This window comes from Anaerolineales bacterium (assembly GCA_015075625.1).
In the GTDB taxonomy this organism is placed as follows: domain Bacteria; phylum Chloroflexota; class Anaerolineae; order Aggregatilineales; family UBA2796; genus UBA2796.
Window position 1 is genome coordinate 828,139 of sequence record JABTTZ010000002.1, and the last position, 14,951, is coordinate 843,089.

14 protein-coding genes are annotated in these 14,951 nt (G+C 58.1%); 9 read left to right on the plus strand and 5 right to left on the minus strand.

What is annotated here, in order from left to right; translation table 11 throughout:
• Window positions 1–23: 23 nt before the first annotated feature.
• Window positions 24–2,102, plus strand: coding sequence for an AarF/ABC1/UbiB kinase family protein (locus tag HS103_12220; GenBank protein ID MBE7513563.1), 2,079 nt, complete (start codon window positions 24–26; stop codon window positions 2,100–2,102).
• A 12-nt stretch (window positions 2,103–2,114) separates the two neighbouring features.
• Here the strand turns inward: HS103_12220 and HS103_12225 are convergent, their stop codons facing one another.
• From HS103_12225 to HS103_12235, 3 genes are all read right to left on the minus strand, one after another.
• Window positions 2,115–3,056 (minus strand): class I SAM-dependent methyltransferase, encoded by a 942-nt coding sequence (locus HS103_12225; protein ID MBE7513564.1) that lies wholly within the window; start codon window positions 3,054–3,056, stop codon window positions 2,115–2,117.
• Window positions 3,057–3,214: 158 nt separating this feature from the next.
• A complete protein-coding gene (locus tag HS103_12230; GenBank protein MBE7513565.1) occupies window positions 3,215–4,762 on the minus strand; it encodes a hydroxymethylglutaryl-CoA reductase in 1,548 nt (515 codons plus the stop codon).
• Window positions 4,763–5,087: 325 nt separating this feature from the next.
• Window positions 5,088–5,369 carry an RNA-binding protein gene (locus HS103_12235; protein MBE7513566.1) on the minus strand — a complete coding sequence of 94 codons (282 nt, stop codon included), beginning with the start codon at window positions 5,367–5,369 and terminating at the stop codon, window positions 5,088–5,090.
• A gap of 203 nt (window positions 5,370–5,572) precedes the next feature.
• Here HS103_12235 and HS103_12240 point away from each other — a divergent pair, with 203 nt between their 5' ends.
• From HS103_12240 to HS103_12275, 8 genes are all read left to right on the plus strand, one after another.
• A complete protein-coding gene (locus tag HS103_12240) occupies window positions 5,573–6,508 on the plus strand; it encodes a bifunctional riboflavin kinase/FAD synthetase (GenBank protein MBE7513567.1) in 936 nt (311 codons plus the stop codon).
• 19 nt (window positions 6,509–6,527) lie between these two features.
• Entirely contained in the window at window positions 6,528–6,755 is a 228-nt protein-coding gene (locus HS103_12245) for a DUF2905 domain-containing protein (GenBank protein MBE7513568.1), read from the plus strand.
• Window positions 6,752–7,876, plus strand: coding sequence for a tRNA preQ1(34) S-adenosylmethionine ribosyltransferase-isomerase QueA (queA, locus tag HS103_12250; GenBank protein MBE7513569.1), 1,125 nt, complete (start codon window positions 6,752–6,754; stop codon window positions 7,874–7,876). Before HS103_12245 ends, queA begins: the two co-directional genes overlap by 4 nt.
• 22 nt (window positions 7,877–7,898) lie before the next feature.
• Complete coding sequence (locus HS103_12255; protein MBE7513570.1) at window positions 7,899–9,272, plus strand: hypothetical protein; 1,374 nt, start codon at window positions 7,899–7,901, stop codon at window positions 9,270–9,272.
• Complete coding sequence (locus HS103_12260) at window positions 9,269–10,372, plus strand: glycosyltransferase family 4 protein (GenBank protein ID MBE7513571.1); 1,104 nt, start codon at window positions 9,269–9,271, stop codon at window positions 10,370–10,372. The genes HS103_12255 and HS103_12260 overlap by 4 nt, the downstream gene beginning before the upstream one ends.
• A gap of 280 nt (window positions 10,373–10,652) precedes the next feature.
• Window positions 10,653–11,084, plus strand: coding sequence for an iron-sulfur cluster assembly accessory protein (locus tag HS103_12265; GenBank protein ID MBE7513572.1), 432 nt, complete (start codon window positions 10,653–10,655; stop codon window positions 11,082–11,084).
• Window positions 11,085–11,398: 314 nt separating this feature from the next.
• Window positions 11,399–11,983, plus strand: a complete 585-nt coding sequence (locus HS103_12270; protein MBE7513573.1) for a histidine phosphatase family protein — start codon at window positions 11,399–11,401, stop codon at window positions 11,981–11,983.
• Window positions 11,980–12,897: a pseudouridine-5'-phosphate glycosidase gene (locus HS103_12275; protein ID MBE7513574.1), complete on the plus strand. Its 918-nt coding sequence runs from the start codon at window positions 11,980–11,982 to the stop codon at window positions 12,895–12,897. The genes HS103_12270 and HS103_12275 overlap by 4 nt, the downstream gene beginning before the upstream one ends.
• Before the next feature lie 131 nt (window positions 12,898–13,028).
• Here HS103_12275 and rpmJ read toward each other — a convergent pair whose 3' ends face one another.
• Complete coding sequence (gene rpmJ / locus HS103_12280; protein MBE7513575.1) at window positions 13,029–13,145, minus strand: 50S ribosomal protein L36; 117 nt, start codon at window positions 13,143–13,145, stop codon at window positions 13,029–13,031.
• A 160-nt stretch (window positions 13,146–13,305) separates the two neighbouring features.
• Window positions 13,306–14,928 carry a murein biosynthesis integral membrane protein MurJ gene (murJ, locus tag HS103_12285; protein MBE7513576.1) on the minus strand — a complete coding sequence of 541 codons (1,623 nt, stop codon included), beginning with the start codon at window positions 14,926–14,928 and terminating at the stop codon, window positions 13,306–13,308.
• Window positions 14,929–14,951: the final 23 nt, after the last annotated feature.

Below are 14,951 nucleotides of genomic sequence, written 5' to 3' on the forward strand. Positions count from 1 at the left end.
GAAGTGAAAAGGAATCAAGCACGGTGGCGATGAACGGAACGAATGGGACAAAGGAAACGAACGGAACTGCCGCGAAACGCGCCGTCCGGCAGCGGCTAGAGGGTGTTCTTGCCCCCATGCCAGCCGAGACGCCAGCGGACTCTGCCGCGCCGATCCTTACCAAACATGCCCAACAACCCCTTCCTGCGACGGCACCCCATCTCCCCCCCCGTGAAAACGCCCCCGATGAAGGGCATCGCGGGGGGACAATCCGGCGGGGGCGTTTCCGGCGGACGGTGGCGTTTTTCAGCCTGACCTTTTTCCGCGTCCTGTTTTGGGAGGTGTTCCTCCGCCGGATCGTTGGCGAAAAACCGATCAGCCGAGGGCGTTCGCGGCGCTGGCGGCTTTATGCCAAACGCTTTCGCCGTCTCGCCATTGATATGGGCGGGGTGATGATCAAACTGGGGCAGTTCATCTCCACCCGTGTGGACGTGCTGCCGCCTGAGATCACCGAAGAACTTGCCGGTCTGCAAGATCAAGTCCCGATTGTCCCCTTCGAGTACATCCAAGCGACCATGACACGCGAACTCGGCTCGCTGGAGGATCATTTTTTGTGGGTCACCCCCGAACCCATCGCGGCGGCGTCTTTCGGGCAGGTTCATCGGGCGCAGCTTCACAATGGGGATCGCGTTGTCGTCAAGGTGCAGCGCCCCCACATCACAGACATTGTGCAGACCGATCTCAGCGCCTTGCAGTTTGTCTCGCACCTTGCCATGCGCTATGCCCCCATCCGGCGGCGGGCGAACGTCCCCGCCCTGTTGGAGGAATTTAGCCGCGTTCTGTGGGAAGAACTCGATTACCGCAAAGAGGCGGATAATGCCCTTCTGTTTAACTCTATGTTTGGCAACGACATGGGCATTTACGTCCCGGGCGTCTACCTTGAACACTCTACCCACTATGTCCTCACCCAAGAGGACGTGACGAGCATCAAGCTGAACGATTATGCGGCGATAGACCGCGCCGGAGTCAGCCGCAAAGAGGTTGCCCAACGGCTGATCAACTGCTATCTACGGCAGATTTTCGATTACAAGTATTTTCACGCCGATCCCCATCCGGGCAATCTGTTCGTCTACCCCCTTCCCGATGACGAACAAGACGGCTTGAGCGGGACGAGTACAATCAACGGCGTTCCCTACTTTGCTGCGCAACAGGGACGGCAGGGTAAAAATGGCAAAAATAGCGCCGCCAGTCACCCCGAAACGCTTGCCTTCACCACGCCGAATGGACATGCCACACCGAATGAGACCCCCGCCGGACGCAAGTTCTACCTGATCTTCATTGATTTCGGCATGACCGGGCGGCTGACCCCACAGATCGTCGGCGGGCTGCGGGAGACGCTGATCGCCATCCTCACCCAAGATGCGAAAGCGCTGGTCGATAGCTACGGCAAACTAGGCATCCTCATGCCAAGCGCAGATCGGGCGCGGCTTGAGGCGGCAACCCGCGCCGTCTTCGATAAGGTCTGGGGGCTGAACATGAACGAACTCAGTTCGCTCCCCTTTGAAGACGTGACCGAGGTCGCCCTTGAGTTCAGCGATCTAATCATGTCCATGCCCTTCCAAATGCCGCAGGATTTCATCTACCTCAGCCGCACGATAGGGATTCTGAGCGGGATGTGTACAGGGCTTGATCCGCAGTTTGACCCCTGGCGGGAGATGCAGCCCTTTGCCACCCGCCTTTTGGCAGAAGAATCTGAGGTGCGGCGGGGCAATTTGCCCGTCCTGAATGGGGCGGCGGGTGTCTTGGCAAGCGCGGCACTAAAGACCATCCGCGATTTCTTTGCCCGCACGTACCGTCTCCCCGCGCTGGCGGATACCGTGCTGGATCGCGCCGAACGGGGTGAACTGGTCGTCCAGGTGAAGCCGAGCGATGCCTTTGGGCAGCAGGTGACACGCATTGAATCCGCCATTCACCAAATTTCGTTGGGAGTGATCTTCACCGCCACAAGTGTCACCAGCGCGATTCTCTATGTGGGTGGGGAGCGTGGGTGGGGGACAATGGGGTTCATGGCGGCGGGGGTCATCTTCGTGATGATCACCCTTCGCGGGCGGGGGGATCGCTAAGGTGTGCAGGGGCTAGACGGTAGGGGCTGCCGGAACAGCGATCACCCAACTCTCGGTAACGAGGAGGTCTTGGGGTGCGTAATGGGCGAATTCCTTCGCCAGCCGGACGCCAGTGGGAAGGGTTTCGGCAGCCCGTTTGTTTTCTTCCCGCAGAATCCGAAAGCCATTTTCCTCATAAAACTGGCGGTAATCGCTGATCCGTAGACGGTTTTGATATTGCAAGGGGTTATTGAACCACCGCCATGTTCGCTCGGAGTAGTTCAGGAAATTGTAGGGCGTGATCGTTTTATCAAAATAGACATAATGATCAGTCAGATCAATCATATCGCTCAGCACAGAGCGCTCATGAGCAAGCCGCCGATACATCTTGAGGATACTGCGCAAAACCTCCCCCGGAATATGCTCATAGGTGTTGTTGGAGACGAATAAATCGGGCGGAGGGAGGGTGGTTAGTTCCCGCACATCCTGTACCCGCGCCTCGATGTGCAGCGCCTCCAGCGCCTCTTTGATACCCTCCGTGTCAATCCGTTTACGTGCTTGTTCAAGCAGGGATAGGCGGTTTTCGGCAAGGGGCAGCCATGTTTGAAGAGTCCCTTGTTCGGCATAGTGAAGAAACAGATCGAGCGTCTCTTGCAGCAGGGTACGGCGCGTCAGCCCAACCTTATCGATGGTGATGATGTGCGCCACCCCCGCAAGGGCGAAGGCGATAGGCACAAAGGGCAGCCACCCTGTCCCAATCTCTAAGACTCGCTCTGGTCGGGCGTCAGGGGCGTTCAGGGCAAAGCGGTAATTTTCTAAGTGGGTTTTAAAGGTGCTGAGCTTGTTTTCAAGCGTTATCTGGGTGGGGTGCAGCCCCTTCGAGACATAGCGCTGAAAGAGGTAGTTCGTTGTCCGGGAGAAGGGCAGCACAGACAATGTGCCTTGCAGCGCCGCTTTCAGATACCACAATGCCATGAATGATGCCTGTTTGGGTTGCTGTTCTTCGGAGTGTGGCAGGGGCTTAGCCCGCTGCTTTCGCGGCGGGCAGATGCGGCTGCCCTCTAGGGCGTCCCTATAGTGGTGCGGAGGAAGGGCAGGGTTTCCCCCTAGCCTTGTGGGAAGGTAAGTAAGGGCTATCGGTTTCGCCCGTATTTCTCGTGGCTGGACACCCAATCCGAGGAGGAGATTGCTGAGCCAAGGGAGAGTTCACCCGCCAAGACGACACCAGCGATAATCTCCGCCAGTTTGTTCACCTTGCCTCGTCCGGTGCAGCCCAAAACCGCTAAGCATTCATTTTGGGTGGGCAGCTTCGTCCCCCCGCCGTGCGTGGCAATGATCAGCGAAGGAATCGTGATCGACAAGTAGAGATCGCCCTCTGGCGTCACCTCCGTATAGAGGATGCCCGCCGAGGACTCAGACACATTTGCCACATCTTGTCCGGTGGCAATGAACATCGCTGTGATCGCGTTCGGGCTGTGCGCCCCGTTGTTGTTTGCCCCAGAGATAAACGCCCCCACATTGGATACCTGCATGTGGTAGTTCAGGCTCTCCGGCGTGACGCGCATCACCTGTTGAAGGGTATCGCGCTTGATCGTCACTTCCGCCGTCACGCGCTTGCCCCGCGTCCGCATGACGTTGATCTGGGACGCCTTTTTATCGGTGGCAAAGTTTGATTCCAGATAGAAATGCTTGATTGGGTAGTCTTTGTAAGCGTCCAAAATCCAACTACAGGCGGCAAAGGTCGCCCGCCCAACCATGTTCTGTCCGGCGGCATCGCCAGTGGAGTAGTTAAAGCGCAGGTAGGCAAATTTGTTGCTTAGGTAAGGGTCTACATACTGCAACTTAGCAACACTGGAGGTTGCCTCGGCTTCCTCGCGGATTTTTCCCATGTTCTCATGCACCCAATGGACAAATTCCCGTCCAGCACGGGCGTTCTCAAAAATAAAGACAGGCGCCCGCTGCATCGCATCGCCAACCACCGTCGCTATGACGCCGCCGCTCAGATTCAGCACTTTGATGCCGCGATTATAAGAGGCGATCAGCGTCCCTTCGGAGGTTGCCAGAGGGATCAGGAACTCCCCTTGTGCGTGTTCGCCGTTCACCCGCAGCGGGCCGGCAAAGCCAAGCGGAATCTGAGCGACGCCGGTGAAATGTTCGACATTTCCCTTCGTCACATGCGGATCAAACGAGTATTTTGAACTATGGACAAGTTTTGCCCCTGAATACTGTTCGACAAAGGCGATCCGCTCAGCAATGATCGCTTCGCTGTAATCATCGTTCGCATCGCGGGGGAGGCGCGTCAGGTTATCGTGTTTTTCGGTGATGCTGTCCTCAACAGTCAGGGTCAGTTCGCCAAAGGGGAGCGCCTCAAAAGTGACTTCCACCGTGTGTTTGCCGGGGGCAAGGTGTTCCCCTTTGGCAAAGACGGTCAGCGCCTTGCGCAGTGGAAAGTCAATCGGGTTGTCTTTGCTAATCTGGGCGGGAGTGCGCGTGTCACCCTCCCCCAAAATGACAGTGATATGGGCAAGATCAACGGCTTTGCCATCAATGCTCACCCCCTTGAGGGCGGCAAAGGTGGCATCGCTGAGGCGGTTCTTGATCGAAAAATGAATCCCACCGTCCCCATTTTCTAAACTGCTGTAGGTGTATAACTGCTTCAAAATCATTGTTGGAATAGCAATTGTCGTCATGGCAAAACCCCTCACTAGACAAAACCTAAGATAAACGCTCTGGGGAAGTGTACCCTAAACCATACAGGGAAGTGAAACGCAGACGGCGTGGGAGGAGGCGTGGGCTTTAGCCCCACGCCCTAGGGATTAATCACTCCGTTGGAGTTAGAGATGTGACCTCCCTCCGTCGGTTGGGCGTGATAAAGAGGGACACTCCAAGCCCCGTAGGGGTCGTCAATCCTAGCCCAACGGGTTAGCGTTGGGCGCTATGGTGAGGGCGTCTTTCCTGAACACGCTGGTGTGGGGGAAAGTTAGATGGTTTTTTACTCAGCGCGACTTACTGTGACTCCCCATTCACCGGGCGGGGACGGCTTTTAGGCGGCACGGTGTAGACAATCAACCGAGAGCCATCAATCGCTGTGCCATTGTAACGCTGGACAGCGGCGCGGGCATCTTCGGGGAAAACCATTTCCACAAAGGCGAACCCATGCAGCCCATGTGTCCCTTTGCGTACAAGGGTCACTTGTTCCACCTTGCCTACCTCAGTGAACATTTGCTGTAAATCAGACTCGGTGATATTTCCTGCTAAATCGCCTACATAGAGCCGTTTGTGATTCATGATGCACCTATGCTCCTTACACCTGCTAAGATATGTCTCGGCGTGTCGCTGTTCTGGCGACTTTTACAAATTTCAGAAATTTGCTTGTACGCATTGTACAGCACAAATTATAAGATGCCTAGCGATATATCAAATTTGTGATGCCTTCTTAACGCTTGTCAGCCATCCCCTTTTTAGGTACTGTTTAGGTTAGAAAGTGATCTATGCAACATTACACCCACCTCAACGACGTACAGTTAAACCAAGAATCCCTCGTCACAATCGGCGTTTTTGACGGTGTTCATCGTGGACATGCCGCCCTCATTGGGCAGCTTGTGGCAGCGGCAAAACGCTTGAATCGCCTCGCCGTTGTGTTAACCCTCTTTCCGCATCCTGATATAGTTTTGAGAAACGAGAAAGGGCGTTATTACCTCACTGCTCCAGAGGAAAAAGCCCGCTTATTCGGGGAATTGGGCGTCGATGTGGTGATCACTCACCCCTTTGATCAGTCCGTGCGGGCGGTGCGGGCAGCCAATTTTGTTGACCTGCTGCGCGATCACCTCCTCATGAGCGGCTTATGGGTGACGGCGGAATTTGCCCTCGGCTATCAACGCGAGGGAAACTTTACATTTTTGAAGAATCAAGGGGCGCTCAAGGGCTTTGCCGTTCAAGAATTGACGATGCTCCTTGATGCGGAACAGCGCCGCATTAGTAGTCAAGGCATTCGGGAAGCGCTGATTGCGGGGGATGTACAGCGGGCGGGTGAGTGGCTCGGACGCCCCTACCGCCTACAGGGAGAGGTCATCCATGGTGACCATCGCGGGCGGACGATTGGCTTCCCAACGGCGAATCTTGCCGTGTGGGAAGAACAGGTCATCCCCGCCAACGGCGTGTATGCCTGCTATGCCCAGATCGACAGCGAGGCAGAACGCTATCAGGCGGTGACGAACATTGGGGTACGCCCCACCTTTGGCGCGGCGGATGGGGTCCGTATTGAGGCGCATCTCTTGGATTTTGATCGAGATATTTATGGGCGACACGTAATCCTTGAGCTTGTTGAACGGCTGCGCGGCGAACAAAAATTCCCTAATCTAGAGGGGTTGATCGCCCAGATCAGCGCCGATGCGGCTGAGGGACGGCGTATCTTGAAGGAAGGGTGAGCAAATGACTCTTGAATCCATCGGAAAAATCCTCCTCATTGGCGGCGGGGTGGCGTTGGCGTTGGGGGTGGTGTTTCTCCTTCTGGCGCGGATCCCAATCCTGAATCAGTTGTTCAACCTCCCGGGCGATCTTCGCATCCAAACGGAAAACGTCTCTTGCTTTGTCCCCATCGTTAGCATGATTGTGATCAGCGTTGTGGGGACGATCCTGATCAACGTCATTTTGCGCCTGATCAACCGCGAATGACCCACCTACCTATCGATCCAGCGCCTGACCCGCGTTTGGACGAGTACGATTTTTACCTTCCCCCCGAACAGATCGCCCAGAGCGCGGTTGAGCCGCGTGATTCCTCGCGGCTGTTGGTGATTCATCGTACAGGGGACGGGAATGTCCCGCTTGAACAGCGCACCTTCCGCGATCTGCCCGACTACCTGCGCCCCGGCGATTGTCTCGTCCTGAATGAAACCCGGGTGATTCCGGCGCGGCTGCACGGGCAGAAAGCCGATACAGGTGGGGCGGTGGAATTGCTGCTCCTGCGGCGCTTAGACGCCACCCGCTGGCGGGCAATGGTCGGCGGCAAGCGGCTGACCGTCGGCGTCCGCCTCACGATTCGCGGCGCCCCCCTCACAGCGACCATCACCGAAGTGGGTGAGGATGCCCTGCGCGTCGTCGCTTTTAGCGAACCGCTTGAGCCATACCTGAGCGCCATTGGTGAAGCGCCGCTGCCTCCCTACATTCGGACGCCGATCCTCAACCCAGAACGTTACCAAACCGTCTTCGCCCGCGAGTCCGGCTCTGCCGCCGCGCCCACCGCCGGACTGCACTTCACCCCCGAACTGCTGGCGCGAATCGAAGCGAGTGGGGTGGGCATTGTGCGCTGCCTGTTGCACGTTGGCTTGGGGACGTTTCTGCCCGTCACCGAGGAACAGATCAGCGCCCGAAGACTGCATCAGGAATATGCCGAGCTATCCCCCACCGCCGCCGCTCAGATCAATGCGACGCGCCGCGCCGGAGGGCGGGTTGTGGCGGTGGGGACAACGACCACACGCACTCTTGAATCGGCGGCGCTGAGGGCAATAGGCATGACCGATACATCGGGCGCTGTCGTCTACAATGCGGCAGCAAAGGCAGCACCGGAGGGCGAGACGGTAATCCCTTTTCAGGGCGAGACGGCGCTGTTCATCGTCCCAGGCTTTCGCTTTCGGGCGGTGGATGCGCTGGTGACGAATTTCCACCTTCCGAAATCCTCGCTGCTCATGCTTGTCAGCGCCTTTGCCGGACGGGAGACGATCCGCCATGCCTACGAAACGGCGATCCGCGAGGGCTATCGTTTCTACAGCCTCGGTGATGCCTGTTTGATCCTGTGAAGGGCTGCTCGGAGTCAATGGAATGCCCAGTTCACCAATCGCCCACCGCTTTTACCGCCTTCTTCGCCCGATCCTCGTTCGGTTGGGTGTGGTGAGCCTTGCCCGTTGGCTAATCGGCGGCGAGATGCGGCGGGCGGTGGCGGTTCGTTTGGGGCTGGCGGGCTTTCAACCGGAAGAAATCCCCGCCCCTCAGCGGGGAGGCGGGGACGTTCGCGCCGCTCACCCTGAGTTGCTGGAAGGTATCGTCCTTGCCGCTGATCTTCAGGCGGAATCGGGCTTGGGCGAGTTGAATCGCGGCTATGGGCGGGCGCTGCTGAGTGCAAACATCCCCCTTCAACATCACCCGCTCACCTATAACCTCCCCCGCCGTGAGCCGCTCTCGCCGGAATTGGCAGCCATCCCCAGCGCCCCCCGAAAACCCCCCAAAATCATGCTCATGGCTTCCCCGCCCGCCCAGATTATCGAGACGCTGCGGGGGCTTCCGCCTGCCCTCCGGCGTGCGCCATACCGTCTTGCGCTGTGGGCGTGGGAGCGCGATTCCTTTCCGGCGGCGTGGAGGGCGCTCTGTGCGGTGGCGGGCATTAACGAAGTATGGACGATCAGCCACTTTGCGCGGACGGTCATTGCCGCCGCCGTTGACGTTCCGGTGGTGCGTATCCCGATCCCCGTAGACGCTCGTCCCACTGTCGGGATCAGCCGCGCCGCGCTCGGCTTACCGGAACGGCGCTTCGTCGTCTTTTTCAGCTTCAGCGCTGCCTCCACCGCCGCCCGCAAAAATCCCTTTGGGGTGATTGAGGCATTCCGCCGCGCTTTTGGTCGCCCGGCTGAGGGTGATCCCGATTCCCCGCTGCTGGTGATTCGCGCCCATCACCTCGACCAGCACGACGCCAAAGGGCTGGCTGCCCCGCTGCGTCAGGGTGTCGCCGGCGTTGGCGGAAAATTACTGGAAGGGCGCTTGAGCCACCAAGCGGTGGTGGATCGGATCGCGCTCAGCGATTGCTACCTCTCCCTTCACCGCGCCGAGGGGTTCGGTTTGGGAATGGCGGAGGCGATGGGTGTAGGCGTGCCGGTTATTGGCACAGGCTATTCCGGCAGCATGGACTTCCTCACCGCCGAGACAGGCTTTCCCATCCGTTATAGGCTGCGCCCGATCCATGAGGACGATCACCGATACCAACCGCACCTGCACACCCTCTACCCACCGGGGGACTCGCAGTGGGCAGAGCCTGATCTCGATCACGCGGCGGAGTGTCTGCGCTTTCTCTATATGAATCGCAGCACCGCCCGCGCCCAAACCGAACGCGGGCAGCGCCTCATTGAAACAGAGTACAGCCCGGCAGCAGTGGGAGCGTTCATGGCTGCACGTCTCGCCCATGTAGGGATTTCCACCTTATGACTCGTGTGTTGATCGAAGCCAGTGAGGTCTACCGTAACACCACCGGAATCAGCCGCTACAGTCGGGCGCTGATCCGCCACCTGCCAAGCGCTGCGCCCGATCTCGATCTCGTTTTTTCGCCGCCCGATTACGCTCGCCGAACGCATACGCGGACGCCGCGCACGGCGCTCAGTCGCTTTCGCCACCTTGCCCAACACCTCTACCTCACGCAGATTGCTGTGATCAACGCCACACGTCAGCGACAGCCAGGGGTGATCCATTCGTTGAACTTTTTCGTCCCTTTGCTGACGGCTGTCCCCCGTGTGACAACGTTCTTCGACCTTGCCTATTTTGATATTCCCCACCATACAGATCGCTTTTGGGGGTTTTACGGACGGCAGCTAATGCCCCTTTTTGCCCGCCAGAGCGCGGCGATTATCACCCCTATGGCGGCGACCAAAGAAGCCATTTGCCGGCGTTTTGGCGTTCGCCCAGAGCGTGTTCATGTCGTGGGCGCAGGCGTCGATCCGCACTTCCGTCCGGTGACCGATGCGGCGGAGTTGGGGCGCGTCCGGCTTCGCTATAACCTCCCGCTGAGCGGGAGGTTTGCCCTCTATGTGGGGGCATGGCACGCCCCGAAAAACCTTCCTACCCTCATTGAGGCATTCACTGGCTTGGAGGGGGCGTCACTGCTGATCACCGGACAACCGCACACGAACGCCGAATTGGGAGTGATTGCCCAAGCGCGGGCGAGTCACGCGCCGGTACAGTTCCTCTACCACGTCCCAGAGTCAGATTTGCCCACGCTCTATACCCTGGCGCGGGTGGTCGTCTTACCCTCCCTCTACGAGGGATTCGGCTTGCCCGTGATTGAAGCGATGGCATGTGGAACGCCCGTCATTTGCTCTGATATTCCCATCCTGCGGGAAGTGACTGACGGGGCGGCGGCGCTTTTCCCCCCCGAAGAACCAGATATTCTGAACGAACTGCTCAAACTGCTGCTCTTTGATGAATACGAACACCTTGCCTGGCGCTCCGCAGCGCTGGCACGTTCAGCAACCTTCGACTGGCGGCAGACGGCAGCGGCGGTGGCAGGCGTGTGGCGGGGGGTGGCGGGCTGATTCTAATAGGACTTACGCAGTTGAACGTGTTTACCCTGTATTCATCGAAAGGGGAAGTTTGAGGGGGCTTCCCCCTCAAAAAAATGGATTCCCGCCTCTTCCAGTGGGAGAAGCAGGTACACGCCGAAGGCGGGGCGCAGGGGGATGAGGGCAACTGAGTAAGGTCTATCTAATTTTTCTAACTCCTGTCTGAGTAATTGACGATGATTCTCTTGTGTGCTACACTCCGATCTAGAGAGTACCATCGTCCATCTGTGTACGACCCTACGAGGCTAAAGTCATGACCGATTTGATTCAACATGATGAGATTGAAGTCGCTGAGACGGATGTCCTTCCCCTTACCGTAACGCCCATGGCGGCAGCGAAGATCAAAGAACTTCTTGCTGCCCGCAATATTCCCAACCATGCGCTGCGCGTGTTCGTCAGCGGTGGGGGCTGTTCCGGCTTGCAATATGGCATGGCGTTTGAGGGCAGCCCTAGCGAGTACGATACGCTTCTTGAGGTGGGCGAGGGGATTCGCGTTGTCATTGACCCCACTAGCGTTATGTACATTGGCGGGGCGACGATTGATTTTGTAGATAGCCTGATGGGTGGCGGTTTCCGCATTGATAACCCGAATGCCGTGTCCACCTGTGGCTGCGGGACATCCTTCAAGACAAAGGGCGAAAACAGCGCCCAAACAGGGACAGGCGGCGGCTGCGGCTGCCACTAAAAGGCAGTCTCTCACCCCCTTCCCCCTCGCTCGTAGGGGCGACCCGCTGTGGTCGCCCGTCCCTTCCCTCAACTTCTCCTCTCAACAGCCCTCTTTTAGGGTACACTAGGCGGCACACTGTCCAGAGCGAACATCGCTTTGGAGTCCAACCTACAGCATTTTTCAAGAAGATTGCCCCTTATTGGTTGACAGCCTTGCTCAGCCTGATATACTCCTCAATGGGGTATGCTGTGGTGATCTAAGGGATAAAATCACGACGTTCGCCCGTCTTGTAAGAAGGCTGGTTATAGTCTAACCAGCGAGGGTACTGCAATATGCGCATCATTCTCGCCCGTCATGGGCAATCGTTCGTCAATGTCGACCCCGCCAAATATGCCGGACAGGATACCCCCTTAACCCCATTGGGAGAGGCACAAGCACATGCACTTGGCGTTTGGCTGAAAACACACCACATCACCGACATTGGGTTGATCTATGCCAGTCCGCTGAAACGCGCCAACCAAACGGCGGAAATCGTCAACTGCTATTTGGAAAAACCGCTTGAGATCGACGCCGATTTGGTCGAGATTGAACGCTTTGATTGGGGGCTGCTGGAAAAGCGCGATCACCCACAGAGCGCCACCATCAGCCGGACTGTTGACCCCTATTACGCTGCCTTTCACGAGCGCGTTGGGCGTTTCTTCACAAAGTTAGTCGGCGATGTCTCGCGCACGGATACCCTTCTCGTCGTGGCACATGGTGGGACGAACGGGACGCTCATCCGCCATATCTTTCGCTCCCTCGAACTCGCCACAAATACGAATAACACCGGCTTGCATATCTTCGATTGGCATGAGGGTAATTGGATCATTCGGGGGATCAACGTCACCCGCCACCTGCCCATGGAGATGCTTTCATGAGCATCCGTCCAGAAGCAGTTACCGTCCATCCCGAAGTGCGCGAGGCGCTGGCGGCGGGGATGCCGGTTGTCGCCCTTGAAAGCACAATCATTGCACACGGAATGCCCTACCCCACCAACCTTGAGGTTGCCCACCGCTGCGAACAGCTTGTCCGCGAGGCGGGAGCAGTTCCCGCCACCCTCGCCATTCTGGGCGGCGTCATTCGCGTTGGCTTAAGCGCCCCTGAACTGGAATACTTCGCCACTAGCCAAACGATCTTGAAGGCGGTGGAGCGCGATTTTCCGATGATCCTCGCCCGTAAAGCGGACGCCGCGGTGACCGCTGGCAGTAGCCTTGCCATTGCTGCCGCTGCCGGAATCAGCGTTTTTGTCACGGGCGGAATCGGTGGGGTGGGGGCAAGCGCCGCCCAAGATTTCGACATCTCTGCCGATTTGCTGGCAATTGCCGAATACCCCGTCCTCACCGTCTGTTCGGGGACGAAAGCGTTTATGGACATCCCCGCCACGCTGGAATACCTAGAGACGCTCCGCGTCCCAGTGATCGGCTACCGCTTCGCAGAATTTCCGATGTTCTACACGCGGGGGAGCGGCGTCGGGCTGGAATGGGTTGCCCAATCCCCGGCAGAGGTCGCGGCGATCCTCGCGGCGCGGCTGCACCTGAGCACGTCCGGCGGCGTCTTGTTGGGCGTTCCCGTTCCAGAAACGGCGGAACTTCCGGCGGCGGAATCGCGGGCGGCGATCCAAGCAGCGTTGGCGCATCTACGGGAGAAAGGCATCAGCGGGAAGGGTGTCACGCCTTTCGTCTTGAACGCGATCAAGGAGTACACCGGCGCGGCGAGTCTACGGGCAAATGTCGCCCTGATTGAGAATAATGCCCGCGTGGGCGCTGAGATCGCCGCTGCCTTTGCCAAGTAGAAACACCCCCTGGGCGTCCGCCCACCCCGCGCCCGCCTTAGGCTACAGGCAACAAAAAACGGGTCATCATGACCCGTTTTCATTGGTTGCGGTACGCTGAAGTGATCTGTGATGACTCACGCTGCGGGCGCTTACCCCTGCCGTTGTTTATGTTTGGGGTCAACGCTGCAAATGACATACAGATAGCCGCGCCGCCGCACAAAACGGCATTTCGCGCACATCTTCCGCACCGAAGGACGTACCTTCATGGGGATACCCTCACACGCTTTCTAAATCAAACGAATAGCCATTATACGCGGCGCAGGGGCGTTTTTCTATGGTCAGTTTTTCGCGGGGACAATGTACAGACACATGAAACAGGTGGGACACCCGTGCTATATCCCCTACTCGCCGCATCTCTTATGACGTTTAGGGCTTGACCGCCCGCTGAAAGAGTAGCCTACGTATCTCTCCGATCTCGCGCATTCGCAACAGGAATGCCATCCCCACAAAGACGATCACCCCTAGGGCAAGCTGCACCCCGCCATGAAAGGCGTTCAACAGGCGCGGATCGCTGAAAGGGGTGATCCCGTTGATCGTGGGGGCAAAGGCGATCATCACCGCCGCCATGACCGCCGAGGCAAGGCTCGTTTTGAGCAGCGTCGTCAGCAGGACGCCTTCGTGAATACCTTTCCAGCGCCGCCGCAGAACAAGGATCAAGATCAGCAGTTCAATGCCTACCGCAAGGCTGTTCGCCAAGCCCAAACCAGCAACCTGAAACCATGCCACAAAGAGGAAAGCAAAGCCGATGTTGCAGACGACCTCCACAAGCTGCGCGGCAAGCGGCACAACCATATCTTTATCGGCATAGAAGGCACGGGCGACAATCTCTAGGGCGCTCTGGGTGACAATGCCTAAGGCAAACAGTTGCAACACGAAAAAGACGCGGCTGACACCAGCGCTGTCGAACGCCCCGCCCTCCAAGATCGCCACAAAAGGACGCCCCCCCACCGCCAGCAAGACGGCAGCCGGAATCGCGGCGGTGAGGATGAAGCGCAGCGACCCGCTCATCGCTGTCCGTTTGCCGTCCAGATCGTCCCGTGCGCTCAGCAGCGCCAGTGTCGGGAAGATGACCAACCCCATCGCCGTGCCGATGATCGTCTGCGGAATTTGCATCAGCGCATAGCCACGATCAAACGCCGCCGTAGACCCTTCCGCCAAACGGGAGGCGATATTACCCGCTACCAAGAGGTTTAGGTTCGCCAGTGAAAGCCCCACAGCGCGAGGAATCATGAGGGTGATCACCTGCCGCAGTTCGGCGTTTCGCCAGTTCAGATAGGGTTGCCAGCGGGCGCGGATGCGGATCAGTCCGGGGATTTGAATCGCCAAATGGAGCGCCGCGCCAATCACCGCGCCCACCGCCGCGCCGTAAATGCCCATGAAGCGTGCCAAGATCGCCACGCCGATTAGATTGCCCACATCGTAAAAGATGGGCGAGAGCGCCGGATAGAGAAATGTTTGATGCGTGTGCAAGACGCCCGACACCAATCCGCTGATGGAAAACAGAATCAGACTGAGCAGCAGAATACGCATCAGGTTTGCCGTTTGCGCCACCTTTGCTGCCCCATCTGCCCCTTGCGCAAAGCCGGGGGCAGTGACATTCGCCACCAGCCAGGGAGCGGTAAAAAAGACGATCACGCTGAGGAAAAGCGCGGTGAGGAACACGGTGTTGACGACATTCGAGGTCAGTTTCCACGCGCTGTCTCGCGCTCCCTTGCTCAGCAGCCCGCTGAAGATAGGGATAAAGGCGTAGGCAAGCGCCCCCCCCGAAATGAGGATATACAACTGGGAGGGAAGCTGATTCGCAGCGGTGAAGGTATCCCACTCCCGCCCGACGCCAAAGCGATCCAAGCCAATCCATTTTTCGATCAGGCTGAACGCCTTACCAAAGGTCAGAATACCGATGACCATCGCCGCAGAGCGGGCGATCCGTCCGGCGGTGGGTGGGCGTAAGGGTTCGGCGGCGGGTGATTCGTGTGGCGCGTCAGTCATAGCGTCCTTTGGTTTCTATGCGT